We start from the raw sequence: 25,638 nt of genomic DNA, 5'->3' as shown, positions 1-25,638 counted from the left end.
TTCATGAAGATTTTAGTTGTGGACGATGACTACGATATTCTGCAGCTTGTGACAATCCATTTATCGCGGGAAGGCTATGAGGTTTTACAGGCCAATAACGGACAGCATGCGCTTGAGCTTCTGGAGGAGACAGAGGTGAGTCTAGCCATAGTGGATGTCATGATGCCCGGAATGGACGGCTTCTCCCTGACTAGAATATTAACGAAAGAGCTGGACATCCCCGTCATTCTGTTGACAGCAAAGGGGCAAATATCCGACAAGGAGCAGGGATTCAAATCAGGCTCCGAGGATTATCTCGTGAAGCCCTTCGAGCCGAAGGAATTACTGTTTAGGGTTGCCGTAGTCCTTCGCCGCTATGGCCGCGCGATGGAAAGTGTCGTAAAGGTCGGCAATGTGAAAATTAACCGAAACGATTTTGAAGTGATCATCAATGATGAAACCATTCTCTTTCCTCTAAAAGAGTTTGAGCTGCTGACGTTGCTGGCTGCCAGAGCCAACAAGGTCACTCCCCGTTCCGTTCTTCTGGAGCAGGCATGGGGCGAGGATTACGATGGCAGCAAGCTAACGTTAAATACGCATATGAACCGGATTCGCGACCGCCTCAAACGTTACAACGCTTCAATCGAAATCCAAACCGTCCGGGGTATTGGTTACAAGCTAGAGGCTGCCGAATGAGAACTTTATACCGGGAGTTTATATCAGCTACACTGCTCATTCTGGGGATCAGCGTCCTGATCGGATTTGTTCTGGTCAACGTCGTCTATCTGGCGTTTACCAAAGACGAAATCACCCAGCAAAACGTGGAGGTCGCCAAGCAAATCGTCCATGTCCTAGAGGAAATGCATGTATCAAGCCATTCCCTGCAGCCCTTCCTGGAGTCAGTCGGACGATTAGGATATCAGATGTATTTGGCCAACGGTTCCGGGGATGAGTATTTCTTCGGTGAGCCCTTTGAGCACGGCCCGCTGCCGGCACGCACGTTGGACCAGGTATTAAACGGCACTCCGTATATGGGCAAAGACGACATATGGGATCAATTCTGGATGATGGGCCATTTCTCCAATGATATAAGAAATACCGTCGGGATTCCCCTGCAAATCGGTCAAGAGTCATATGCACTGTTTGTTAAACCTGACAGCAAAACCCTATTTTCCGATATTCATATGATGCTCGCGGGATTTATTCTGGCAGTTGCCGTGGTGAGCCTGCTGGGCGTAATCAAAATGACCAAGCGGCTCATCTATCCCATTTCCGAGCTTTCTGAGGCAACCAAAGCGATTACCAATGATGATTTTACGTATTCGCTGGAAATCCGACGCAAGGATGAGCTGGGCCAGCTGGCCCAAAACTTCCTGCAGATGCAGCAGCAGCTGCGACACAACGACGTCGCGCGTAAGTCCTTCATCAGCAATGTATCCCACGACTTCCAGTCACCATTGATGAATATCCAGGGCTATGCAGACCTCCTCATCAACCCGGATCTGCCAGCGAAGGAGCGGATTCAGTATGCCGGCATCGTCAACGACGAGGCCAAGAGATTGTCCAATTTGACCAAGCAGCTGCTGCTGATTACATCTCTCGACCAATCCGGTTATCCGGTTAGAAAAAGCCTGGTCCGCCTGGATTTACAGATCAAGGAGTCCGTCAAAAAGCATCTCTGGACCCTGCAGGATCGGAACCTGACCATCTCTTACAAAATGGATGAAGCCAAGCTATTCTCCGACCGCGAGCTGCTCGGGATCGTCTGGGATAACCTGATTACAAATGCCATTAAGTATAATCGGCCGAACGGCCACATCTATATATCATGCAGCAACAAAAAAGACAAAATCATCCTCGCATTCGAGGACACCGGGATCGGCCTATCGGAAGCTTCGGCTGAGCAAGTCTTCGATCGCTTCTACAGGGTAGACGCGACCCGCAAGAAAGATGGGACAGGGCTTGGCCTGTCCATTGTAAAGGAAATCGTCACTTTATTAAACGGAACCATAACGCTCGACAGCGAGCTCGGGAAAGGAACAACCTTTACCGTTACGTTTCCGAAGGAAGGAAAGGATTAAATTGATGGAACAAAAATGGAGTTTGCGATTAATAAGATATGCGGCGCTATTCGGCATCCTCGGAACTTACGTCGGATCCAAAATGTCAGGCGAAATCGATTATTCCCTGCGTCCGATCCATGCCCACATATTACTGGTTGGCTGGCTGTCGGTATTTGCTTGGGGCATTTTTTACAGAGCTTTTAAGGTAAAATATAAAAAGCTGGTAGCGGTCCATGGCTGGATGGCCATATGGGGCTCCTTCGGACTAACCTTCGGGATGTGGATGTACAATCTGAATCCGTTTGAGTTGAACGAAACTTTGGTCATGATTTTATTTATTGTTGGCGGTTCGGTGCTGCTGCTTGCTTTTCTGCTGTTTGTTTTCATTACATTTTTTACAGAAAAGGAACCAACGTAAGCCATAAAACCTTCTATATTGCAAAACAGAAACAGCCAAGCACTCCCGCGTGGAGACTTGGCTTTGTTCGTGAGAAGGTCATGGACAACGCGCCTCTATAATGCGACAATAGACACTGCGCGTCATACTTTAGGGATGAACGACATCAAGCGTAAACGGGGAAAGGAACGAAGGCATGGCTCAATTATTTTTCAAATACGGATCAATGAACAGCGGCAAATCCATCGAGATTTTGAAGGTCGCCCATAACTACGAGGAGCAGAACAAGCCTGTCCTCCTCTTTACATCAGCCATAGACGACCGGGATGCGATCGGATACGTATCCTCGCGGATCGGCCTGCGCCGGGAGGCGATTCCTATATTCGAGGACACCGATATTTACAGCATCGTGAAGAATCACGAACCAAAGCCTTATTGTGTTCTGGTGGATGAATGCCAGTTCCTGAGTAAAGGGAGCATTCTGCAGCTTGTCAAAATCGTAGATGAGCTGAACGTGCCGGTTATGGGCTTTGGGCTCAAGAACGATTTCCGGAACGAGCTGTTTGAAGGCAGCCGCTGGATGCTGATCTATGCGGATAAAATCGAGGAAATGAAGACGATCTGCTGGTTCTGCGAGCGCAAGGCAACGATGAATCTTAGGGTAATAGACGGTAAGCCGGTCTATACCGGCGAACAGATATTGATCGGGGGAAATGACACGTATTTTCCCGTCTGCCGGAAATGCCATGCAAATCCGCCGCTGCCTCAGCCGTAATGGATCCATTGCATTTAGCATTTAATCACCCGTCAGCTACTGAGTTCTAACCGAAAGGAGTAGAATGGTTATGCCGATTGTCAGGCCGTTGGTGACCGATGCGGATTTCAAGGAAGTATTGGAGAAGCAGATCCCCATTCGCATCTTCAAGGATAACCACCTCGTCGAATCGGGAGGCATCGTGATCCGGTTTACCGAAGACACAATCATCACGCAGTCCGGCGTGAGCTCACTCGGTTACCACGGGAGAGACAACTGCGAGTTTTTCGAAGTGAAGGGTTAGTGCGGCTGCCGCCAAAAACAGGGTGTTTCAAGGACCGATGGCATGAGTCCGTGAAACACCCTGTTTTTTAGTGAATATTGTTCTTCGCCATGCTTCCGCCGAGCACGTCGGCCACATTCTGGATCGATATGAAGGCATTCTTGTCGATCTCCTGAACCACGGTCTTCAGCTTGGCGATTTCCAATCGGGTGATCACGCAATAAATCATCTGCGTGTCCTCTTGGGAATACCCGCCCTTCGCATAAATCATGGTCGTGCTGCGGCCCAGCCGCTGCATAATGGCACTGGAGATTTCCTCATACTCGTTCGAGATTATCGTGACAGACTTGGATTCATCCAGTCCTTCTACGACGATATCCATGACCTTGGCAGCGATGTAGTAGGAGAAGATCGAATACATGGCCGAGTCCGCTCCAAACACAAAGCCCGCCGTGATAAAGATGAATACATTAATGATCATGATGATCTGCCCGACAGGGAGACGAAGCTTCTTCGATAGAAGAATCGCCACGATTTCGGTTCCGTCCAGGGCTCCGCCGTAACGGATCACGAGCCCGACCCCAAGACCCAGAATCAAGCCGCCGAAGAGCACGGCCAAAATTTTCTCGTTAGTGAACGGTTCGAAATGATGCAGAAATGTAGTCGCCACCGACAGCATCACGATTCCGTACAAGGTCGAAAAAGCGAATGTCTTGCCGATCTGCTTATACCCGATAAACAGGAACGGCAGGTTAATCACGAAGAGATACAAACCTAGCTTAATTGGCGTAATTTCGGATAATACGATGGAAATACCCGTAATGCCCCCGTCGATAATTTCATTCGGCACCAGGAATATCTCAAGCGCCACCGCCATCAGGATGGCACCGATCGTAATGAAGATAAACCTCTTGACGATCTCGCCCATCGTCAGCTTCTTATGATTTTTGACCATATCCAACTCCTTTTGTCTCTTTTTTCACACGTAAAGCCTGTCGAAATAACATTTTATTAAAAGTTTCAAGGTCATGTCAATGCTGATGCTGCTAGAAACCCAAGCTGATCAAGCATTTACTAAGAGCTTAGGGAGGCCGAAATATCCATGGTCAGCGAATATCTATCAAGTAAATGCTGCTATTTTTATCCTATACAATAGTGATCTCTTCCGCTTCGTTTAACAGCATACCGGCAGCCCCTCTGAGAAAAATAGGTTCTCTTGAAAGGAACACAATACTAGAGTCATCACTATACATATAAAGATCGGTTTGGAAGTTTTACAAACCGGCAATTCATAGAGGAAAGGAGAATCCGCCATGTCATTAGCAGCGGAAAACAACGATCAGCAGCTCGGCAATCCTCGGTCCTCGCGTCGCGATGACGGACGGCTCCATTTGTTCTGGCGCATCCTGTTTGGCTGGCTCGCGTTCGTTGCCGGACTAGGGCTGGCCGTTGTGGCGGCTACCGTGGGCGGCTCCTACGGCTTGTCGACGCTCGGGCAGCAGATTCTGCTTGCCGTGGTTACGACATCCGTATCGGTTCCGCTGATCTACCTGCTCAGACGTTATGCCGACCGGCGGCCATGGCGCGGGATCGGACTCGCTTCCCCGCCGTCCGGATTCCCTTATTTCTTGCTCGGGATCGGCTTTATCGTGTTGGTCATGGCCGCCTCCCTGCTGCTCGGCAGCACGCTTGGCTGGCTGCGGGTCGTCGATGTTCATCTCCCTGTACCTACACTCCTCGTGATTCTGATCAATTCGATGATCGCCTTTTTCTATGAAACCTTCCCCGAGGAGATAACCTTCAGGGGATATTTGTACCGCAATCTGAACACCCGGTTTCCCCGCTGGCTCGCGCTGCTCTTTCAAATTGTATTGTTCGTTATGGCCCCGATTGCGATAACCGCTTGGATGGTTGCCATCGGTATCGGCACTTGGGATCTCATCACCACAGAATATATCATCAGCTTGATAGTCTTCAGTGCAGCGCTTCAGCTGTCCCGCATCGTAACAAACCATCTATGGATGAGCATCGGCTTCCATCTTGCTTGGCTGGAAATGGTCCGTTATGTAATCGTACCCTCCAGCTCCGCCATCGTAGAGGTAGAATACCTGTCTCCACTCGGCAGCTACCTCATCTCCATCGGCTCGGTCATTATCGGGGTGATCTTCCTGCTGATCTGGTCGATTCGAAAAGGCATCGATTGGAGTGCCATTGATCCGGATCCGGACCCTGATCAAATAGCCGCCCTGCCTGTGGAAGCCTCGCACGGAGGCAATGAACGGACGAGATAAAACTACGGCAAAGCTCCCATCCGACCAGCGGGTGGGAGCTTTACGTTTGAGTTCCTTAAGGATATCGGTCCACCGTCAGGACAGACGAACATGTCAAATTTTAATATATCCGAATCCGTATGATATAATATGGAACAACCGCCAGTGCTCACTGGTTACATAAGGAAACTGCCTTTATTACAATGCTGACAATTACATACTTCAGGGATGCCGCTTGGCCGGATGCTTCGTAAGACATTGCCGTTTATGCGCTTATCAACGTATATCCGTCAGCTCCCTACGAACCGTATGTTAGTTTGTCTTAGTTTGGATGCAGGGAGAGGATTGTACTCAACATGGATTGGCTTCAATACATATGGACCTATTTAAAAGATTTGGACATGGAGCAGGTGCAGCGTTGGCTTAAGGAATACTCCGAGCTGGGACCGCTGCCCGGGATCCTGCTGCCCTTCTTCGAGGCGTTCCTTCCGTTTCTTCCTTTGATCGTGCTGGTTATGGGGAACGCCGCGGCGTATGGATTATGGTGGGGGTTCTTGTTATCATGGATCGGGGTTTGCCTCGGATCCATCACGGTTTTCTGGATTGCGCGCAAGCTTGGCGGTAAGCTGGGGCTGCTTATTCAGAAGCGGATGCCGGGAACACAGCGCTTCTTTCATTGGATTGAGGAAAAGGGCTTTACCCCGATCTTCATTCTGTACTGCTTCCCGTTCACCCCGTCCTCGCTGATTAATATTGCCTCAGGGATCAGCACCGTATCGGCAAGCACCTTTACCATCGCCGTCATGGCCGGGAAGTCCGTCATGATCTTCATGGTCGCCTTTATCGGGCACGACTGGCAGGGATTCGTCCAGCAGCCTTGGCGGATTCTGGTCGCAGCTATTGTGCTGTGGCTGCTGTGGCTGGCAGGCAAGAAGATGGAGAACCGGTATCACCACTCGGACGAGCAGACTTAAGCCCGGTCCGAGATTCTAACCATGAGATCGATGCTCAAATGACCTATCAAGGCAGAAACTCCCGTCAGGGATGTTTAAAAGCCCGTCATGTCCCTGCATGGGATGACGGGCTTTTAAACATATCAAAGTACAACCAACGAGATACGGATCGTTTCCTGTACTCACCTATTCCTACAACGAGGCTGCCATCCACCTGCATGCTTCTAGCTTAGCCCCTTCATTTCCTGCCACAGCCGCTCGGTTTCCACGGCTGCTTCCCGAAGGATGTGCTCTTTACGGTCGAGCAGCATTTGCAGGGCTTTCTGTACGAACCCGTCCTCAAATTGATGCAGCGGTTCAGGCAGCTCGTCTTCATCCAAAATATAATAATCCCCGCCAGGAAGCACCAGCAGATCGATAATCAAATCCTCAAAGGATACCGCCTCTTCGGATACATGCGTATTTCTGACGATGTTGAAATACGCGCCAAGCTCGTTCCCGTTCGAATCCTTCCAATAATACAGGTTATAGGGCTGATCTATCCAATAGTAGGCAAAGGTGAGCACCCCTTTGGATATCGTAAGCTCCCTCACGCCGGCCTTCATCGAGAACGATCGCTCGTTTTGATGCGCTAGGATGACGGTGCTGCCCTCAGCTTTCAAGAGCTTGCAGTGGTGATCAACAACGGTGGCATCATAGCGAATTTTTCGCTCAAGGATGCTGCTTCCTTGAGCCATTGACCCTATCGGCATGATTTCTTCAACTCCTCTCGGACGGTGGACCAAACCGGCCCTGTTCCTGAACCAGGGGTGTTCCTGCTACCCTAAGGACAAATGCCGCAAGCTGATGCTCCGTTTCGAAGCCCATGCTTTCGTATAACCGGATGGCACCGATATTGTCCCGGCTTACGCACAGCGAAATCTCCTCCGCGCCTACGTTCTCGAACAAATAACGGAGCGCCTTCGCCAGCAGCTTTTTACCATACCCTCTTCGCTGGAAATCACCCGAAACGGCGATGTATTCAATACTGCCTTCCCTAAAATCAGGTTCCGCTTCCACATAGACGTATCCTGCAAGCTCCCCATGATCCACCGCTGCGAACAGCCTTCGGTCACCGTCCAACCGTTCCAAGATCTGCTTCGCTCCATAATAGGTGTTTGGAAAGGTCATCTCATGCAGTTCAAGGAAAGCAGCCTCATATTCCGGCGTGATGTCCTGCACCCCGGTTGATTCGGCTAAGGTCGAATCCGAAATCCAAATCTCGCGCGAATTACTTCTTGATTTCAGGATGGTGTGAATCCCTGAACGTTCAGCGCCCAATTCCGCCATAAACTGCGCACAATAAGTATTCTCCATATTATAAAAACCGTACATCGTATCCACGGCTGCATCCAGCTTGGATAATCCCTCGCTCCATAACTGATTCGCGAGTGGAGCCCATTCGGCCTCTCCAGCATCGATGAAGGGTCCCCATATCTCTGCGGACCGGCCCTCTTCATCCACTTGGAAACCGAGCGCTCCAATCATCCGGCTTTCGCGCGCAATAACCGTAAATCTCCGTACGCGGTTGGCTTCCTCAGCAAAGTCCTCCATCAACGTACCGTAAATTTCCTCTTCTTGTTCGCCGCAATAGCCGACGTGATGCTGTTTGAGTCGATTCATCCGGGCAAGAAATTCCGATAACTGCCTCCAATCGATCTTTTCGTGAATGACGCTCATCTTTCCAACTCCCTCCTTCGCGAGCGAATGTAACCCTGCTATCAATCGCGCCTGCAGGCGGCCTCCTAATCCGATTGCAGCACGCTGGATTAAACTCCGCACACCTTTGGTTTATTCTACCATATCACGAAGCTTCTATAGATAATCGGATATGGAATCAAGAAAGAAGCCGCCAGGGTCGGCAGCTTGCAGAACATGCTTATTTATATCGTTTAAAACATTCCGTTTCTGGCGTTCCAATTTTAGCGTTCCGTCTTTTCCTTCGACGGGCAAGATCTTGCAGAGGCTACACATCCTTGATCTTCTCACCGGATTCGGCTTTCCCGGCTTGCAGCTGCTCCCGCTCGCGCCGGAGCACAGGCTTCAGATCATCATGGACGCTCCCCTCCCACAGGGACACGCCTGAACGATAGGCTGCCCGTCCGTTCAGATGGCCCGCCACAGGGCCGGTAATGAATACGAACACGATCCCAAGAAGAAGCTTAACGCTGATATGGTCCAGATAGAAAGCGAAATACAGGAAGGCTCCGGCCAAAATCATCAGAACACCGAGCGTAGCGCTCTTGGTAGCGGCATGGGAACGCATATACACGTCCGGCAGCCGGACGAGGCCAAAGGCGCTTAAAGCGCCTAGAAGCGCACCGAGAAGCACGATAATAGCAATCAGAAACTCACCGATCCGGCTCATCATTTCAGCGGTCAATGACATCACCCCTCTCAATGTATCTGGCCAGCGCTGTCGTTCCGATAAACGTTAATATCCCGATCAGCAGGATAATGTCAACATATACCGAGGTCCTGAACAGCATGCAGAGCACAGCGATGATCGAGAGCAGCAGAATGCCGATGGTGTCCAGCGACATGATCCGGTCATTCATGGACGGTCCCTTGATCAGCCGGTACAGACAGGCGAGAATCGCCAGCGACAATATGATGAGCGAAGCAATCAGTATCCCGTTAATCATGTCCGGGTCACCTCCTTAATCGCGCGCTCGAATGTTCCCCGGATCTGTTCCGACAGCTCGTCGGTATCTTCGATATCCATCGCGTGTATATACAGGGTCTGGCCGTCCGGGGATACTTCCAGTGTAAGGGTTCCCGGCGTCAAGCATATGAGGCATGAGAGCACGGTAATTTCCCAATCCGTCTTCAGCTCGGTCCTATACGCGAAGATGCCGGGCCGCACATTTAGCTTCGGCTGCAAAATCTGGCCAATCACGGTGACGCTCGACTTGAACAGCTCTTTGAAGAACAGGAGCAGCAGCAGCAAAATCGACCACAGCCTCCGCATATAAAAGCCATCCGGCCAGAATCTCCGCAGCAAGAAAATCATCAGCATGCCTATGATATAGCCGACAATGAATTGCTGCGGGGTCGGCTCGTCTTTCAAAAACATCCAAATCATCGCAATGACGATATTCAAAAGGATTTGTTGTCCCATAACCACTACTCCTTTAATACGGCGTTAATGTACAGGGACGGATCCGTCAGCACCGCTCCTGCCTGCGAGGTATACGAGTATACCCACTCGGAGCCGACACCCATCAGAATGACGATCAGCGTTAAGCCGATCGCCGCACCGTATGCCGTGCGAGGAATTTTGACCGGCTGCTGCTCCCGGCGGGCCGGTGAATCGCCCCAGAACGCGCCCATGAACACCTTGATGAGTGAATACAGCACGAGCAGACTGGATAGAAGCCCAATGCCGCTGAGCCAATAGTGTCCTTCCTGCAACCCGCCCTGGAGAATCAATACTTTCCCCAAAAATCCGCTGAGCGGCGGAATGCCGACGAGTGCAAGCAAGACGATGAAGAACATCCAGCCGATCCAAGGATATCGCTTCATTAAACCGCCCATCTCACCCAGCTTGGCCGTGCCGGCGCTCGTAATGATCATGCCTCCCAGAATGAACAGCAGCGCCTTGGCAGCCATGTCATGCAGCAGGTAGAATACCGCGCCGTTCAGCGATGCTTCGCTGGCCGAGGCGATACCAAATGCGATAAATCCGACGCTGATCACGATGTTATAGTTCAAGACGCGGCCGATGTCTTTGTACGCTACAGCCCCGAGTCCTCCAAGAATCATCGTCGCAGCCGCCATCCATCCGATGATCGTATGGATGCCGCCGGTTTCGTGATAGAAGATCAAGGTGAAGGTCCGGATAATGGCATATAGACCGACCTTCGTCAGAAGGGCACCGAACAGCGCCGTTACCGCGGCCGGAGGGGCATTATACGAGCCCGGCAGCCAGAAGAACAGAAACAATCCGGCTTTTAATGCGAACACGATCAGGAACAGAATGCCGATCACCGACAGAATGCCCTCCTGCTGCACCTCGGCTACGCGCAGGGAGAGATGGGCCATGTTCAACGTGCCGACCGTGCCGTACAAATACGCAACAGCAGCTACGAATAGTGTGGATGAAATAATGTTGATCAGCATGTATTTGAGCGTTTCCCGCAGCTGTCGCTTGGTGCCCCCGAGGACGATCAGTGCATAGGAAGAGATCAGCATCACCTCGAAGCAGACGAACAAGTTGAACAGATCTCCGGTCAGAAACGAACCGATAACACCGGCAAGCAAAAACTGAAAAAACGTATAAAAATAATGCTTTTCCCTTTCCTCCCCGATGCTGCGAAAGGCGTAGAACAGACAGGCTGCCGCTACGAGAAGCGTCATGAGCACCAGCAAAGCCGCAAGCATATCCGCCACGAACACGATGCCGTGCGGCGGAAGCCATCCGCCCATATGAAGCGTCTGGATGCCTTCACTGTCCACCTGATATACGATAAACAGGGCAACAAGAACATTCAGTGCAACGCTGATTGCACTCATCCAGCGCTGAAGCCTAATATTCTTCGCACAGAAGATAAGAAGAACGGCGGTAACCAGCGGGATCAGCAGCGGAAGGACAATTACATTATTCATCGTCCTTCCCCCTTAGCTCTTCCATATTGTCCGTGCCGAGGCGCTGATACGCCTTGTAGGCTAGAACGAAGAAGAATGAAGTGACCCCGAAGCTGATTACGATGGATGTCAGAATGAGCGCCTGCGGCACGGGATCCACATAAGAGGATGCCTCCTCGCCCAGCAAGGGAGCGGCGCCGGTCTTCAAACGCGACATCGTCAGCAGAAGCAGATGGACTCCATGGGTCAGCAGGTTCGTGCCGAGTATGATGCGCAGGAGGCTTTTGGACAAGATCTGATACACACCGACCGCAAAGAGAATGCCAATGGCCAGCGACATGTATAATTCCACGGTTATTGATCCCTCCCGATTGAATTGATGATGGTCATGGTGACGCCTACAACCGCAAGATAGACCCCGAGATCAAACAGAACGGCAGTCGCTAGCTCGGTATCTCCTAGCAAAGGCAGATCGAAGTGCCCGAAGGCATGGCTCAGGAACGGCACACCGAGCACCAGCGAGCCGATGCCTGTAAGAAGCGCGATGAGCAGTCCCACGGCCGTCACCTTCCGGAATTGAACCGGAATGACATTGCGCGTCACGTCCATGCCGAACGCCATGGACAGCAGGACAAGCGCCGCCGCTGTCATTAATCCGCCGATAAATCCGCCTCCCGGCTCGTTGTGCCCGGCACTGAAGAGATACCAGGAGAAAGTGACCACGATGAAAATAACGACCTTCGACACCGTGCGCAGGATGACGTCGTTTCTGCTAGGCAGGTAAACCTCTTGGTATGGATCACGCTGTCCAAGTAATTGCTCACCCAAATCTACCCTGATCAACGCATAGATGCCTAGCGAAGCGATGCCGAGCACCATGATTTCGAGCAGCGTATCGAATCCGCGGAAGTCCACAAGAATAACGTTGACGATGTTCTTGCCGCCTGCGGATGGATAGCTTTCCTTAATGAAGAAATCAGCGATGGAATCGAACGAGCGTCCAGTGCTCGCCGCCAGCGCAATCAGTGTGACGACGACCCCGACGCCGGCTGATATCAGCAGATTCCTCCATTTCAATCCCATCGGAACCTTCTCCCGCTTCAGCTTCGGCAAATGATAGAAACACAGCAGGAACAGCATGACCGATACCGTCTCGACAATCATCTGCGTAAGCGCCAGGTCCGGTGCGCGAAACAGCACGAAGAACAACGTAACCATATAACCGGCCGCCCCCGTCAGGATGATGGCCATCAGTCGCGTTCGAACGAAAGGCAGCACCAGCACAGGGATAACCAGCGCGATGATGGCCACGGCTTCATAGAAAGAGATCGGCGCGTACGAGCCGTTGCCTCCGAAATGGATATCTCCGATCAGCAGCAGTCCTCCCCCCAGAGCCAGGATGAAGAAAGCGAAAATATAAATCACATAATGACGAACCGATCCGGTCATATACGTCGACGTTATCGATTTCCCTCCTCCCTCCAGCGCGCGCAGCCCCCGGTCGTATAGACGATTCAAGGTAAAATTCTTGGTCAAGGCTTGGTTCAGCACGCCGACGGAACCATGCAGCTTATAGAGCAAGGAACCAATGACGATGATGCCGATCGTCATGAAAATTTCCGTCGTCCAGCCATGCCACATTTCGATCTTGACGTGGAAGGTGTCGCCGGGTTCGAGCAATGCGGGATGGATTGCCGTCATCGCCGGCTCGATCAACGAGTAGGACAGCAGATTCGGGAACAGCCCGAAGATAATCGCTAGCGAAGCCAGTACAACCGGCGGAATGAGCATGCCGATCGGGGCTTCGTGCGGCTTCTTCTCAAGCTTTTCAGGCTGATACTTCCCGGTGAAGGTTTTGAACACCAATATCATGCTGTACAAGAACGTGAATACGCTCGCTGTCCAAGCGACCACCGGAATAAGAATTCCCCAGGTTTCGGCATCCCAGAAGTTCATCTGTGACGCTTGAAGGACAGCTGTAAAGAACATCTCCTTACTAAGAAACCCGTTAAACGGCGGCAATCCCGCCATAGAAAATGCGCCAATCAACGCGACGGTGAACGTAATCGGCATGAGATTCAGCAGGCCGCCAAGCTTGCGCAGGTCGCGCGTTCCCGTCTCATGGTCCACAATGCCGACCACCATGAACAGCGCACCTTTAAAGATGGCATGGTTCATCAAGTGAAAGATCGCGGCCGTTGTCGCTTTGGCATAGATGACGGAGTCCGGTCCTGCGCCGAAGTAGGCGGCAGCCGAGCCCAGTCCGAGCAAGCTCATGATCAGTCCAAGCTGGCTGACGGTCGAGAAGGCAAGCAGCGCCTTCAGATCCGTCTGCTTGATGGCTCTCAGTGACGCATACATCAAAGTGGTCAAGCCGGTGATCGTGATGATCCAGAACCACCATGAATGGCCTGCAAATACCGGGCTGAAGCGGGCAACCAAATAAATGCCCGCCTTGACCATCGTTGCCGAATGAAGATAGGCGCTGACCGGGGTCGGCGCCTCCATGGCATCCGGAAGCCAGATATGGAACGGGAACTGGGCCGATTTCGTGAACGCCCCCAGCAAAATCAGAAGCATGGCCGGAAGGAACAGCGGTTCTCCCGTTATGGTTCCAATGGAAGCGACGATCTCCCGAATGCTGAAAGTTCCGGTCATCACGTAGAGCACGATGAAGCCTGCCAGCATGGCCAGCCCGCCGAACACCGTGATGAGCATGGATTTCAGCGCTCCATATCTTGAACGATCCCGGTGATGCCAGAAGGCGATCAGAAGAAACGACGAGATGCTCGTCAATTCCCAGAATCCGTACAAGACAAGCAGATTATCAGACAATACGACGCCGAGCATAGCTCCCATGAACAAGAGCAGATAAACATAGAAGCGCTGGACGGCCTCTTTGGTGCGATCCATATAAAAGATAGAATACAAGACCACAAGGGAACCGATCCCCGATATTAATAGTGCAAATATTAAGCTGAGACCATCCAGGTACAACGTTATGTCGATACCGAGCGATGGAATCCACGCTGCCCGTACATGCTGCGGTTCACCTCCCTGAATGGTCGGTATTCGCCCCAGAAAGTACGCGAATAAGATGACGGGCGCCGGCAGGACCGCCCAGCCGGCATGGATTCGACTCAAGGGCTTACGCAGCAGCATAACCCCAAGGGCGACGATAAAAGGTGCCAGAACGGCGATGTGCAGCAATGACAAAATCTACTCCTCCTATAGTCTGAATTTTTCCTGCATTTAGTATTTCCCCAAATATCCGGTTCAAAGACCAGAAAAACACAAAAAGAGCCCGCTGTTGGCAGGCTCCTCCGGGTAAAACATATCGTATTGTCTCGCGTCACACTGATGAAAAGTATATATGCAGATCGCTGCTTTGTCAAAGATTTCTTCGGGAATGAAAATCATGGAATGGGGACAACACTGTAGGGAAAGGAGTGAGATGTATCATGGTAAAAAAAGCCATTCTATGCGTCTTGGTTTTCATCGTGCTGCTCGCCGCGGCATATTTGGCGGATTCCGCCTCGCGCACCCGATACCGGCCGGGAAGCTCCCAGATGATGGAGCAGCCGGGAGGAACCTTGGAAATCTATCAATCCGAAGATATCCGGAATACATCATCCGGCTTCTCGCCGCGTGAATATATTAAGATCCTCCGGGGCATGCCCGAACCCTCTTCCGACGACACTCCGTAATGAAGCCTATGAACCGTTGGATCGTCATGACTTAACCGTGGATCTGAACCTCCTTGTCGCACTTTAAGCGTTTGCTTCTTCTTCTGGACAAGATCAGGATGAGGGCCACTGCGAGTACGGCCACTGCCCCTGCCAGATAATATCCGTATCGGTTAATGAGCGCACCGATATGGTCAACCACTTGATCGCCGACGTACATGCCCAAGGAAAAATAGCCCACGGTCCATAACAATGATGCCGAATAGGAAAAAAGCGCAAATTTCCGGTAAGGCATCCCTTTCATGCCAACCGCATAGGGAGTCACGTTACGAAGAATCGGCAGAAACGCGCTGATGCAGATCGCATAATTGCCGTATTGGCGGGTCAGCCGTTCGGAGACGTCAAGGAATTGCCGGATACTCTTTTTGTCCCCAAAACGGTCCAACAGACGGCTAGCCGTAAAGCGGCTAAGCATAAAGCCTACGGTAGCTCCGGAGCATACCCCGAGATATAACATCACAAACGAAGGGAACGGCGCTAATATTTCGGATGCGGCCAGCGCCCCGCCCGTCATGGCAACGACCTCGTTGGGCACAGGCAGACCGATAACCCCAAGGCATAAGACGAGAAATAAAGCGTAATGCCCGATTTGTTCAATAAAATTAAGCAGCGTGTCCACGCGCCGGCCCCCTAATCCGTCCAAAAGTATATAACCAGCTTACTGAATGCTCGGCATTCGGAAAACGTGCTCAAGACGAGGTTCATAACTAGACCTGAGACTAGGAATTGTTGGGTGCGGGACGATTAAAGTTGTTTGAAAGCCTCGATGAATGTCCGGGGATCCTCTTTCACCGTATAGGAATATACGCCCTGCTGGGTATGCAAATACAAGAATCCCCCCTCCCCGCCAATCGTACGATACGAGAGATCAAACACCTGACCCAGCGGAAAAACCCGATACTTTGTAACGATTCTGTCTTCGTACAGGTACATCTTCCGCCTTTGCTCTTCGGTTCTTTGTTCGATGCCGTCCACGACGCGATTGATTTTGTAATAAGGCTGTACTGCGATCCAATTCATGGTCTCCCTCCTATTGGGCTGGGCTCCTCATTTGGAAGAAGGTTTTCGGTTGTTCTTGCTCCTCCCTCGCCTCTTGATCCATTCCATGAGCTCAAGGCACCCGATAAATAACACAAACACTGCAAATAACGCGCCTGCCCGCATGGGTTCAATGAGTCCCGCTGAAGAAGCGGCAATCCCGGCGATGCCTACGATAACGATCCCGAGCACGGATAGCTTCCATCCTGTAAACATATGTATGCTCCTATTAATTACGTAATTAGTGCATCTTATGAATCTTCAATGTGCCAATATATCGCTCGCGCCAGATTCAATGCACTTTAAAATTGTTTTCCATTTCAGTTATAGGGCCTATAAGCAACCATGTCAAATCTGCATTTGAATCTGGCTGCTGCACGATGCTCAGCGTCGACGCTCGGATCACAAGCCCTGCAGGCATGATCCGTAGGCACGAATAGCAATTGAGAAGAAATGCGATGCCGTCAGGTATGATAGATTAACATTGATCGATGCGATATCAAGTTGAAAGGATTGAGGAGAGCAAATGGGTACGCTGAAGCCATATCTTATTTCCGTAAATGCTAGGGAACAGGCGGATTTCTATTTAAAGTCGCTCAGCGGGAAGATCATATCCATCATGACGCATGAGGAGGCAATGGGCACGCAATCCGAACTGAAAGACAAGGTTATGCATATGTGTCTGAATCTTGCCGGTGATAATTACATTTTCATGGCGGATGCCATCGAGCCCTCGTCCCCCGGTAACGATATCTATCTGTCTATCGATTATGATAATATAACCGAGGCCGAAGAAGCTTTTCAGAAGCTTGCCGAGGGGGGAAAGGTGAACTATCCGTTTGAGCTCCAGCCGTTCGGCATCTATTTAGGCGAGGTTCGGGATAAGTATGGCGTACAATGGATGATTACCGCCGAGACGAAGGCGGACGCGACATAGATCCTTGTACGAAGCATCGGCTTTGCCTCAGTGCTTTGACGGGATAATTTGTGGGAGCGTTAAAGCAGCATTTCCATCCGGGAGGAGGAGCTGTCTCGGGAAATTTTCGCGATGTCCTGAGGCAGCGCCTCCTTTTTTATGCTGTATTTCACCTCGGCTCTTACGCTTAAGCTGCCCGGCAAACTTTGAATTGCCAATATCGTGCTTCATTTGCCATAATTAAGGAAGGAGAGAACCTTTCTGCCTCCCGACCAACAAACAGAAACAGGAGGAATATGCGATGAATACGACGGGCTGGATCATTCTCATTTTGTTTATCATTGCGGATGTTTTCATCATATCTTACCTTGTGAGGCGATCGTCGCGGAAAGAGCGGGCAATAAGCCCAGTACGCCGGAGAAATCCTTTCCGGAATGCACCCGAACCGCCTCAAGTGGCCGAGCCCGGGAGTCCCGCTTACGCACTTTCCAAGCGTCTGGAAGCTTCCCTGCCCTCCGCCTTGACGGATGCCGTTAAGCAGCGGGTGATGACCGAATATCCCGAATTAACGGAGCGGGAATATGAATGGCGGTGGGTTGAGCTCAAGCGATTTTTTATCATGTGTGCCGTCATGGACCGCGTACCGATGTTCAGCAAAGCGGTCGACGAAGTATGGCATGAGATGCTGATGTATACATACGAGTATCAACAATTTTCGGACCGTTTCCTCGGACGGATGCTGCATCATGCGCCCAATACCGGCAGCGAGCAGGTATCCATGAAGAACGAGCGGGCATGGTTCGATGTTATATACGTGCAATTATTCGGGTGGAATGAATATAGCGCTGTCTTGTGGGGACCCTTCTTCCGTGTTCCCCTGTCGCGCGAAGAGCTGGAGGAGTTTCGTCACACCCATTCTTTCATCGAAAATGAGCGTTTCAATTCGTGGACGTATGAGCGACTGCCCGAAGCCGCCGAGGCCATCGACCAGGTTGTCGGCGGACTCAAGGAGCGGCTGTCGGAAGCCGAGAACGGCTCCCCGCCGGCAAGCCGTAAGGTGGATTACGGAAATAATGAGGTGCTCCTTGCCTCGGCAGTCTTCTTTGCCTGGCATTATTCCGATGATTTCATGCATCGGATGGAACCTGAAGAGAAGTATACGGAGAAGACTGCCGGAGCAACCGGCAGCAGCTGCACCTACGCCTCCGCCTGCGGTTCAGGGGGACATGATGACTCAGGTGACGGAGGCGGCAGCGGCAGCGATGCATCCTGCAGCAGCGGATCTTCCTGCAGCGGCGGCTCCTCTTGCAGCAGCTGCGGTGGAGGCGGCTGCAGCAGCTAATAACGCTTCGGTGAACAGAAAAGATGCCCCGTTGTGGGGTCTGCGTGGGTTGATTGGAAATACGTGTTTATTTACTAAACATGTTAAAAAGATTTATGGGAATGGAGACTGTTCAATTTTTTAAAGGCCGGATTTTCCTACTTCTAAGGAATCCGGCTTTTGTTTTTTCTCTGATCGTGGTCGTGACGAATGTTTTGTAATGATCTGTATATCGGACCGAACCTTTTTTTCAAAGCGAGACAATATAGGGTGTAAGCTGCTTACTCAGGAGGGCCCTCTGAATGCAAAGTGATGATATGTACCAGTTACTCACAAAAATGAAAGATGGTGATCAACAGGCATTTCATTCGATCTATGATGCCACCTATCAGGACGTGTACCGTACAGTCTCGTTTCTGGTCGATCATCCGCAGGACCGGGAAGATGTCATGAACGAAATCTACATGCAAATGTGGACGTCCCTTGCAAATTACGATGCCAACCGGCCATTCCGCTTCTGGCTGCACGGCTTGGTCATCCGTCAGGTGCAGAGATTCCGGGTTAAACGCTGGCGGAGATTCCGGATTTTTGAACGCATTCGTGCCTTCTCGCGGGAAGAGTCTCATTGGGATCAGCCTGCCGTGTTGATGGATGGGACGAACCAGATGATATCACAAGCCATTCAAAAGCTGACCGACAAACAGCGAACCGTGATCATCCTCCGCTTTTTTCACGACTATACGCTTGAGGAAATCGCGACATTGCTCGATATTCCGCTCGGTACCGTCAAGTCCAGATATCATGCCGGCCTTCAGGCGCTTCGAAAACACATAGGGAATCTCCCCCCAGAGAGGATGGAAAAGATCTATGACTATTGAACACAAAATCCGTGAACATCTGCATCATGAAGCAGAAAAAATGGATTGCCCCCCGGCAATTTCCAAACGAATCGAACAATCCTATTCAAAATATTTGCTGAGAAAAAGGAGCCAAAAACCTATGAAAAAACGTATGATTGCCGGCATCGTTGCCACCGCGATTTTGATTCCCACCGCAGCGTTTGCTGCCCCTACCCTGATTGACATGCTGACGAGAACACCGATGACTGCTGAACAAATCAAGACAGATAAGGTTGGCAAAGCTACGCTCGAGAAGCTGTATCGCGCATTTCCCGAAACGAAATCGTTCGAGATCATCGAGGCAAGCGCCGTACAAGGTGTCCAAACCAGCATAATCCTCCAGGAAAAAGGTGGGGGCGGCAAGAAAATTACCCTTCATACAAACAGTGCTACCGGTGAGATTGAACACATAATTCAAGAGAATTGGGAGTCTAGGGAAAAGCCTCTTACGGATTTAACCGATCTTGAACTCAAGTCGAAGGTTGATCATCTCATCAGTACATTATATGGCAGCATCGAAGCGTATGAGTTTACTATGGAGCAAATGGAGAACCCGGATCAAAAAACGTTGATGTTGAATTACGCCCAAAAGGGATCAGAGAGACCGGTCTATCAGGTTATGGTTCAGGATAATACAATCAGCGTTTCTGTAATTGGAGGTGAGACTGCATCTTCGAATAGTAAAGTAGAAGGTTTCTTCTCTACAGATGGTCTGCCTGATTACTTTGCCGATGCCTATTTGAATGATGAAAAACTCTTTTCTCTGCTAAACATGAGTCCGTCCGAATTAAAACAAGAATTAGCCAAAGGAAAATCTGTAGTGGAGATTGCTGCAGCTAAAAATGTCTCAAAGCAGCAAGTGATCGATGTTATTTCGAAAACTCAGGTTGATGTACAACTTGAAGCTGAACATAATGGCGAAATTCCTAATAACAATCTTTCATATGAACAACTGTTAAAAGAGATTGAGCCCAAAGTGCTGCAAGTTATTGAATACAAAGCTGAAGCACCTTCGAACAAATAAGAAGCACTAAAGACGCCAGTCGTATGGACCCAGTCCATTCATAATTCAAATCAAGAGCGCAAAAACCCTGCGGGTTAATGCGCTCTTGTCGTTCCATGGCCAAACGAGAGTATCGGTTCATTACAAGTAATCCAGGCTATTTAGTATCAGCAGCAATCCAACGATACACATGATCCAGGATAGTGCGGAACTCGAATTATTGGAGACCTGCTTCTGGATATAATTGAGCGGTCTTTGCATTGACCTGCCCAGAAGCTTATGCAAGGCGTACAGAATCAATGGCGGGAGCACCATCACCACATTATATGCGATCAATAGAGGAAGCCATTGATAGAACGCCAACCCGGCATTCGTCATTAAACCGATCGCCGCGAAATAAGGAAAAGCCGTGCCGACCTCGATCAGCGATGTCGTAACGCCAAGCGCCACCATAGCGGCAATGCTTTTTGACCGGGGATTCGTTAAACTGGGTTGTTTCCTCTTGGGAACATAAAAGCTCCATACAAACAAAATGACGCCGATGATAAACAGAAGCCAACTAACTGCGCGGCTTTGGAAAAAGCCTGAGAATATTTCAAACACAACGCCCAGTCCGAGCTTGAGCGCGATGCCAACGGCAAAATAGAATCCGGCGACCGTCAGAAGATAAACCACTAATCTTGACCCTAATCTTCGCTTCTCGGTAAGCAGCAAGTAGACTGTTACGCCGAGTGTAGCCGGACTAAGGGTATCCAATAAGGATAGTCCGCCGATCATTAAGATTAACTCGGTACTCATGCTTCCCCTCCCTGTCTGAAGTCTCCTTCGGCCGTGTTTGAGATGTAAATCTCATACGCTCGCTCCAAGTATTCGAGTACCTCAGGCTCGATTGGATACATCCCCAGCTGCTCCGATGCGGAGGGGGATTTCCTCAGCTCCCATAGTTTATCGATAAACTCATCTTCCAGCGGAAATTCTTCGGCTTGTTTTTCCAGCATGCGCCTGATCACATTTTGCACATTAGGCGAGGAAGGTACTTCACTTGCATGGTATTTGATAATAAGGCCAATAAGCGCAATCCATTCCATGGATTCGGGATGCTCGCCATTCATATTCGGCAATTTGGTCCATAGCTTTAGCTCGGTATCACTGAACATCTTTTCCCTAAAGTGCATGGGTCTTTTCTTATCCTGCATGGATAGCTTGATCAGTTTTTGTACCGCCTGCTCTTGATTCCCCGCCTCAACCGCAATGCCGTTTAACAACGTGCGCAGGGACAGCTCCATTTCCTTTAATCTCGCCTGCTCCTCCTGAATATAGGTTAATTGATTCACGAGTCCGGTTGTCCAATTCCAATTCGGATCGGTAAGCATCTCCTGAATTTCTTGCAGTCGATACCCCATGCTTTTATAAAATTGGATCTGCTGAAGCTTCTGAAGATCCTCATCCGAATACAGACGATGGCCTCCCTCTGTTTTCGAAGAACATTCGAGCAAGCCGATTTGATCATAATATCGCAGCGTTCGGACGGTAATATGGGTCTGCTTCGCCACTTCGTTAATATGGATCATGCATTATTTCCTCCACGCCCTGATTTCTTTGATCATTCCTTATACAAAGCATACTTTAAGAGATAGCCCACTCCAAGGCCAACGCATACAGCCGGTAGAGGCTTATCGACCATCAGACCGATCCCCCCTCCTATAATGACGCATCCGTATATAATCATGTCGCCTTTTTTCAAACAATCGTCTCCTTTTCACATCATTTAGCATCCAGAGGATCCTCAGCAAGGCCATTATAATAAATGACGTAACGTCAGTTTCAAGCTTTTATTAAAATAAACTTGCTTACTGAGAGGAATTTTCCGTCCTCAACAAAAAAAGCACCTGCCCATCAATGATGGTTCAGATGCTTTCACATTAGTTATTGATAATCATGCGCATTACAAGTTTGACGAGAGGACCATATCGGACCGGGTTTGCGGGCCGATCTTGCGGACAGCGATACCATTGCGCTCCGCCCATTTTGTCAATTGGCGGATCCCTTCGCAGTTCTTATCTTCGAATTTAAAGCTGCAGAACAGCGGGGTTACATTCTTGTCTTTCAGGCTCAGATGGAATGCTGCTTTGTGACATCCGGAAACCTTGATCTCCCGGATCTGCTCAGCCTTCACCAAAGCACCGTTAATGGTAATGGTATCGGAATTCTCTTGAATCCGGATTTCCCGTTTGATCAACCGCGCATATCCCTCAATCGCGAGGGCTACCAGCATAACCGCATTCACTGCCATCTGCATATAGAATAAAACAGGATAGGAGTACTCCGTCAGGGTTGCGACTTGAAACATAATAATGCTGATGACCAGCGAAAAAATTAAAATGTCCTTCATTCTTGTGGAGTAATGGATGGCAAACTTCATTTTGATCAGCTCCGTTCCGTCTGTAAGGGTTTACATGTGCTTCTTCTCTTATTATAACACCATTGTACATAATTTTGACACATTTAATTCATATTTTCGTCAAAAATATGCTGTGCACCACGCTCCATTCTATGCTTACCCCGATCATTTTGGCGGAGAGGATCGGCAGTTCCCGCAAAAAAAAGAAGATACCGGCCTACTCCTTAGGCTGGTATCTCCTTATGATTCTCTTGTATTCGGATGTCCTGTTTACTTGCTTAGTACTCTTGGCCCGTCTTTGTGACGGAACCATTTCATCCCAACAGAAACGGTATCCATTAGGTTGATGATTATGATGATGTAAATGAGCCCTTCCCTGGACTGATTCCAAATCCGATTTACGGTATTATACGATTCTTCGCCCGTGGTCAGCAGGTTGGCATCCACGAGCTGGTTCATAAACGTCGGGTTCATGATGGCCGGATCCGAAAGTATGACGATGGCAGCAATCGTAAATACGACATTGAAAATGAGATGTACAGCCACCAGCTGAGAGGTCCATTTTCGCAAGATGAGTTTCATTGTGTCCTTCAAAATGCCGATCGCCGTCACGGCCCAGATGAAAGGTAAATAGATCGCGAACGCTTCTTTATCAAACACCGGTATGTTAAAGGATTGCTCGCCCGAAAAACGGATCACCCCGATCCAATCGATTGAGAACGTGAACACGACAAAGAACAGGATCGATGCCAAAAAACCGATCATTGGCTCAATGGGCTTAATGCGCGTAGCAGAATCGGGGACGGGCTCCAGGTGCGACGGCTCCCAATCCTTCGCCTTGTCGGTTCGTGCTCCAAGGTATTCGATAAAGGCAAAAATCCCCGTTACCCATGCGAACCCTTGAATGCTAACACTCAATATCGTCACAAAATATTCAAGCAGCGTCTCCCCCGAGCTGTCTGTGCTCGAAAAATATTCAATAATATACGAAATGCTGAGGAAGATCACCAGAGAATATATGACAATCTTCAGCACTGACCAATATCCGTCGATCAATCCCGGACCGATCAAATACCTTTCCTTGACCCTATATCGAGCCGCCATTTCGTTTGGCGGGCCGAGCTTCAGCAGCACCTGTTCTACATCCTCACGGCTGGCTGCGTCACCTGGAGCCCCGCGGTCCTCCAACATGTCCTCTATAAGTCCCCGCAATTCCATTTCGATATCAGCCCTTTGCGGCACGGGCAGCTTTTGGGTTACGGCATATACATACCTGTTTATCAGATCCGTCATGGGTCTCTCTTCTCCTCCTTGGCGTCGACGAGTCCCTCGAGGCTCGTCATCATATCCTTCCATTCCCTGTACAGCTGGCTGTAGATTTCCTTGCCCATCTTACTAATGATGTAGTACTTTCTAGGTCTTGCCTCGTTCGTATCCCACTGACTTTCAAGCAGGCCTTGCTTCTCCAATCTTCGCAACAGCGGGTATAGCGTGCCCGCCTCGACGCCGATTCCCTTCTCCTGCAATATGGCAACGAGGGAGTAACCATACTGCGGTTCTGACAACTGGCTGAGCACGCCAATAATGATCGTGCCTCTTCGAAGCTCCTGTACCAGTCCATGCAATATCTCTTGATCTTCAGACATGTCATCAACTCCTGGAAATAATTATAGTGTACGTCACACAATGTTGTAAAGATGACAATAATGAATTCTTAAAATATTTTTTTCGATTACACGCCATTCCACCCAGACGACAAACAAAAAAAGGTTATCGAAGGGTCGTCGTGACCCATCGATAACCTTTCATATCCAATAAATGAATGGAATCGGAATGGAGCATTGCTCATTTTGATATTATTTCGAGATCTCGTGTTACTTCCCGCTAGTTAACGCAGGCAAACCGTTCCATGCATTCTTCATGATTATTGCGCCTGTTTAGGAAATCCGTTGAGGTATTGTCTTGGAATGGATGTATCCTTCTTGAGAACGGCTGCCGCTTCCAACGTCCAATACGGGTTGCGCAGCATCCCTCTGCCAACGGCAACAAGATCCGCCTCTTCATTGCCGATGACTGCATTCGCCAGAGTCGGCTCATCCAGCCGGCCGACAGCAATCACCGGTACGCCCAGGGCTTCTTTGATTTGTCGAGCCAGCGGAACCTGGTATGCCGCATGGGTACCCGGTCTTCCCTCTGCAGCGATTGGGCCTTCGCCGCCAGCGCTGATATGGAACATATCCACCCCTGCAGCATGATATGCCTTGGAGAACGCAATGCTTTCCTCGATACCGTAGCCGCCATCCACGTATTCCCTTGCAGAGATACGCATGATCAGCGGCATATCGTCAGGCATTTCGCTCTTGGCCGCTTGAATCACCTCGACGCCGAATCTCGTTAAATCCTGGCCATATGCATCGGTTCTTGTATTCGTTAATGGTGAATGGAACTGGTGAATTAAGTATCCGTGAGCTCCATGCAGCTCGATGGCATCAAAGCCGGCTTGCACGGCACGGCGTACGGCCAACCGGAACTTCTCCACCATCTCTTGTACTTCTTCGGTCGTCAGGGCTCTCGGCGTTTTGGAATTATTGTCAAAAGGAATGGCCGACGGCGCGACAGGCGTCTGCGCGTCCTCCGCCTTCCGGCCGGCATGGGCAATTTGGATCGCAGCCTTCGCGCCATGCTGGTGGATTCCGTCAACGATGCGCGCAAGCGGCGCAATTTGTTCATCGGACCATAAACCAAGGTCGTAGTCCGAGATTCGTCCGTCAGGCTCTACGTCCGTCATCTCAACAATGACGAGCCCGGTTCCGCCGACCGCGCGGCTCACATAATGCAGATAATGCCAATCCGTTGCGATACCGTCCTTGTTCGTAACGGAATATTGACACATCGGCGGCATCACGATCCGGTTTTTCAGTTTCAAAGCTTTCAACGTAAAGGGGCTGAATAAATGTTCCATATGGTTTCCTTCACTCTCCTGATGTCA

Annotated in this window: 30 protein-coding genes; 12 read left to right on the top strand and 18 right to left on the bottom strand. The window is 50.1% G+C overall.

What is annotated here, in order from left to right:
* Positions 1-3 precede the first annotated feature (3 nt).
* The 5 genes from NST44_RS18160 (at position 4) to NST44_RS18140 (ending at position 3,497) form a co-directional block, all read left to right on the top strand.
* Complete coding sequence (locus NST44_RS18160) at positions 4-675, top strand: response regulator transcription factor (protein WP_213616585.1); 672 nt, start codon at positions 4-6, stop codon at positions 673-675.
* Positions 672-2,060: a sensor histidine kinase gene (locus tag NST44_RS18155; RefSeq protein ID WP_213616587.1), complete on the top strand. Its 1,389-nt coding sequence runs from the start codon at positions 672-674 to the stop codon at positions 2,058-2,060. The genes NST44_RS18160 and NST44_RS18155 overlap by 4 nt, the downstream gene beginning before the upstream one ends.
* Before the next feature lie 4 nt (positions 2,061-2,064).
* Positions 2,065-2,460 carry a hypothetical protein gene (locus NST44_RS18150; RefSeq protein WP_213616589.1) on the top strand — a complete coding sequence of 132 codons (396 nt, stop codon included), beginning with the start codon at positions 2,065-2,067 and terminating at the stop codon, positions 2,458-2,460.
* 175 nt (positions 2,461-2,635) lie between these two features.
* On the top strand, positions 2,636-3,214 hold the full coding sequence (locus NST44_RS18145) for a thymidine kinase (RefSeq protein WP_007128398.1): 579 nt from the start codon (positions 2,636-2,638) through the stop codon (positions 3,212-3,214).
* 70 nt (positions 3,215-3,284) lie between these two features.
* The gene (locus tag NST44_RS18140) at positions 3,285-3,497 is read left to right on the top strand and encodes a hypothetical protein (protein ID WP_028407171.1); all 213 of its coding nucleotides are present in this window, start codon (positions 3,285-3,287) and stop codon (positions 3,495-3,497) included.
* Positions 3,498-3,564: 67 nt separating this feature from the next.
* On the opposite strand, the gene NST44_RS18135 is transcribed toward NST44_RS18140, so the two are convergent.
* On the bottom strand, positions 3,565-4,431 hold the full coding sequence (locus tag NST44_RS18135; protein ID WP_007128400.1) for a YitT family protein: 867 nt from the start codon (positions 4,429-4,431) through the stop codon (positions 3,565-3,567).
* Between the two features lie 358 nt (positions 4,432-4,789).
* On the opposite strand from NST44_RS18135, the gene NST44_RS18130 reads away from it, so the two are divergent.
* Positions 4,790-5,767, top strand: coding sequence for a type II CAAX endopeptidase family protein (locus NST44_RS18130; protein WP_213616591.1), 978 nt, complete (start codon positions 4,790-4,792; stop codon positions 5,765-5,767).
* 335 nt (positions 5,768-6,102) lie between these two features.
* Positions 6,103-6,720, top strand: a complete 618-nt coding sequence (locus NST44_RS18125; protein ID WP_213616593.1) for a TVP38/TMEM64 family protein — start codon at positions 6,103-6,105, stop codon at positions 6,718-6,720.
* A 203-nt stretch (positions 6,721-6,923) separates the two neighbouring features.
* Here the strand turns inward: NST44_RS18125 and NST44_RS18120 are convergent, their stop codons facing one another.
* The 8 genes from NST44_RS18120 to NST44_RS18085 all read right to left on the bottom strand — a co-directional run bounded on the left by NST44_RS18120 (position 6,924) and on the right by NST44_RS18085 (position 14,541).
* On the bottom strand, positions 6,924-7,451 hold the full coding sequence (locus NST44_RS18120; RefSeq protein WP_213616595.1) for a DUF402 domain-containing protein: 528 nt from the start codon (positions 7,449-7,451) through the stop codon (positions 6,924-6,926).
* A 7-nt stretch (positions 7,452-7,458) separates the two neighbouring features.
* Positions 7,459-8,418, bottom strand: coding sequence for a GNAT family N-acetyltransferase (locus tag NST44_RS18115; RefSeq protein WP_213616597.1), 960 nt, complete (start codon positions 8,416-8,418; stop codon positions 7,459-7,461).
* 286 nt (positions 8,419-8,704) lie between these two features.
* A complete protein-coding gene (gene mnhG / locus NST44_RS18110; RefSeq protein ID WP_040738260.1) occupies positions 8,705-9,106 on the bottom strand; it encodes a monovalent cation/H(+) antiporter subunit G in 402 nt (133 codons plus the stop codon).
* 4 nt (positions 9,107-9,110) lie between these two features.
* Positions 9,111-9,383, bottom strand: a complete 273-nt coding sequence (locus tag NST44_RS18105) for a Na(+)/H(+) antiporter subunit F1 (RefSeq protein WP_007128406.1) — start codon at positions 9,381-9,383, stop codon at positions 9,111-9,113.
* Positions 9,380-9,859 (bottom strand): Na+/H+ antiporter subunit E, encoded by a 480-nt coding sequence (locus tag NST44_RS18100; RefSeq protein WP_007128407.1) that lies wholly within the window; start codon positions 9,857-9,859, stop codon positions 9,380-9,382. Before NST44_RS18100 ends, NST44_RS18105 begins: the two co-directional genes overlap by 4 nt.
* Positions 9,860-9,864: 5 nt before the next feature.
* On the bottom strand, positions 9,865-11,346 hold the full coding sequence (locus NST44_RS18095) for a Na+/H+ antiporter subunit D (protein WP_213616599.1): 1,482 nt from the start codon (positions 11,344-11,346) through the stop codon (positions 9,865-9,867).
* Positions 11,339-11,677 carry a Na(+)/H(+) antiporter subunit C gene (locus NST44_RS18090; RefSeq protein WP_007128409.1) on the bottom strand — a complete coding sequence of 113 codons (339 nt, stop codon included), beginning with the start codon at positions 11,675-11,677 and terminating at the stop codon, positions 11,339-11,341. The genes NST44_RS18095 and NST44_RS18090 overlap by 8 nt, the downstream gene beginning before the upstream one ends.
* Positions 11,678-11,679: 2 nt before the next feature.
* Positions 11,680-14,541 (bottom strand): Na+/H+ antiporter subunit A, encoded by a 2,862-nt coding sequence (locus NST44_RS18085; RefSeq protein ID WP_213616601.1) that lies wholly within the window; start codon positions 14,539-14,541, stop codon positions 11,680-11,682.
* Between the two features lie 245 nt (positions 14,542-14,786).
* Here NST44_RS18085 and NST44_RS18080 point away from each other — a divergent pair, with 245 nt between their 5' ends.
* Entirely contained in the window at positions 14,787-15,032 is a 246-nt protein-coding gene (locus NST44_RS18080) for a hypothetical protein (protein WP_213616603.1), read from the top strand.
* Between the two features lie 31 nt (positions 15,033-15,063).
* Here NST44_RS18080 and NST44_RS18075 read toward each other — a convergent pair whose 3' ends face one another.
* The 3 genes from NST44_RS18075 to NST44_RS18065 form a co-directional block, all read right to left on the bottom strand.
* On the bottom strand, positions 15,064-15,690 hold the full coding sequence (locus NST44_RS18075) for a DedA family protein (RefSeq protein WP_028407180.1): 627 nt from the start codon (positions 15,688-15,690) through the stop codon (positions 15,064-15,066).
* A gap of 125 nt (positions 15,691-15,815) precedes the next feature.
* On the bottom strand, positions 15,816-16,091 hold the full coding sequence (locus NST44_RS18070) for a hypothetical protein (protein ID WP_007128413.1): 276 nt from the start codon (positions 16,089-16,091) through the stop codon (positions 15,816-15,818).
* A gap of 27 nt (positions 16,092-16,118) precedes the next feature.
* Complete coding sequence (locus tag NST44_RS18065) at positions 16,119-16,325, bottom strand: hypothetical protein (protein ID WP_007128414.1); 207 nt, start codon at positions 16,323-16,325, stop codon at positions 16,119-16,121.
* 310 nt (positions 16,326-16,635) lie between these two features.
* On the opposite strand from NST44_RS18065, the gene NST44_RS18060 reads away from it, so the two are divergent.
* From NST44_RS18060 to NST44_RS18045, 4 genes are all read left to right on the top strand, one after another.
* Complete coding sequence (locus NST44_RS18060) at positions 16,636-17,046, top strand: VOC family protein (RefSeq protein ID WP_007128415.1); 411 nt, start codon at positions 16,636-16,638, stop codon at positions 17,044-17,046.
* A 280-nt stretch (positions 17,047-17,326) separates the two neighbouring features.
* The gene (locus NST44_RS18055) at positions 17,327-18,367 is read left to right on the top strand and encodes a hypothetical protein (RefSeq protein ID WP_213616606.1); all 1,041 of its coding nucleotides are present in this window, start codon (positions 17,327-17,329) and stop codon (positions 18,365-18,367) included.
* A gap of 281 nt (positions 18,368-18,648) precedes the next feature.
* Positions 18,649-19,224 (top strand): sigma-70 family RNA polymerase sigma factor, encoded by a 576-nt coding sequence (locus tag NST44_RS18050; RefSeq protein ID WP_007128417.1) that lies wholly within the window; start codon positions 18,649-18,651, stop codon positions 19,222-19,224.
* Positions 19,214-20,269 (top strand): hypothetical protein, encoded by a 1,056-nt coding sequence (locus NST44_RS18045; protein WP_208604278.1) that lies wholly within the window; start codon positions 19,214-19,216, stop codon positions 20,267-20,269. The genes NST44_RS18050 and NST44_RS18045 overlap by 11 nt, the downstream gene beginning before the upstream one ends.
* Positions 20,270-20,389: 120 nt before the next feature.
* On the opposite strand, the gene NST44_RS18040 is transcribed toward NST44_RS18045, so the two are convergent.
* The 6 genes from NST44_RS18040 to NST44_RS18015 all read right to left on the bottom strand — a co-directional run bounded on the left by NST44_RS18040 (position 20,390) and on the right by NST44_RS18015 (position 25,611).
* Entirely contained in the window at positions 20,390-21,046 is a 657-nt protein-coding gene (locus tag NST44_RS18040) for a GAP family protein (protein ID WP_007128419.1), read from the bottom strand.
* Positions 21,043-21,819 (bottom strand): MerR family transcriptional regulator, encoded by a 777-nt coding sequence (locus NST44_RS18035; RefSeq protein WP_007128420.1) that lies wholly within the window; start codon positions 21,817-21,819, stop codon positions 21,043-21,045. Before NST44_RS18035 ends, NST44_RS18040 begins: the two co-directional genes overlap by 4 nt.
* Positions 21,820-22,193: 374 nt before the next feature.
* Positions 22,194-22,670, bottom strand: a complete 477-nt coding sequence (locus NST44_RS18030; RefSeq protein ID WP_007128422.1) for a hypothetical protein — start codon at positions 22,668-22,670, stop codon at positions 22,194-22,196.
* A 249-nt stretch (positions 22,671-22,919) separates the two neighbouring features.
* Entirely contained in the window at positions 22,920-23,942 is a 1,023-nt protein-coding gene (locus NST44_RS18025) for a hypothetical protein (RefSeq protein WP_007128423.1), read from the bottom strand.
* Positions 23,939-24,295, bottom strand: coding sequence for a PadR family transcriptional regulator (locus tag NST44_RS18020; RefSeq protein ID WP_007128424.1), 357 nt, complete (start codon positions 24,293-24,295; stop codon positions 23,939-23,941). Before NST44_RS18020 ends, NST44_RS18025 begins: the two co-directional genes overlap by 4 nt.
* A gap of 278 nt (positions 24,296-24,573) precedes the next feature.
* Positions 24,574-25,611 (bottom strand): NADH:flavin oxidoreductase/NADH oxidase, encoded by a 1,038-nt coding sequence (locus NST44_RS18015; protein WP_340900310.1) that lies wholly within the window; start codon positions 25,609-25,611, stop codon positions 24,574-24,576.
* Positions 25,612-25,638: the final 27 nt, after the last annotated feature.

The organism is Paenibacillus sp. FSL W8-0919 (assembly GCF_038003785.1).
GTDB lineage: Bacteria > Bacillota > Bacilli > Paenibacillales > Paenibacillaceae > Paenibacillus_AQ > Paenibacillus_AQ lactis.
This window is presented reverse-complemented; position numbering and strand designations above follow the sequence as displayed.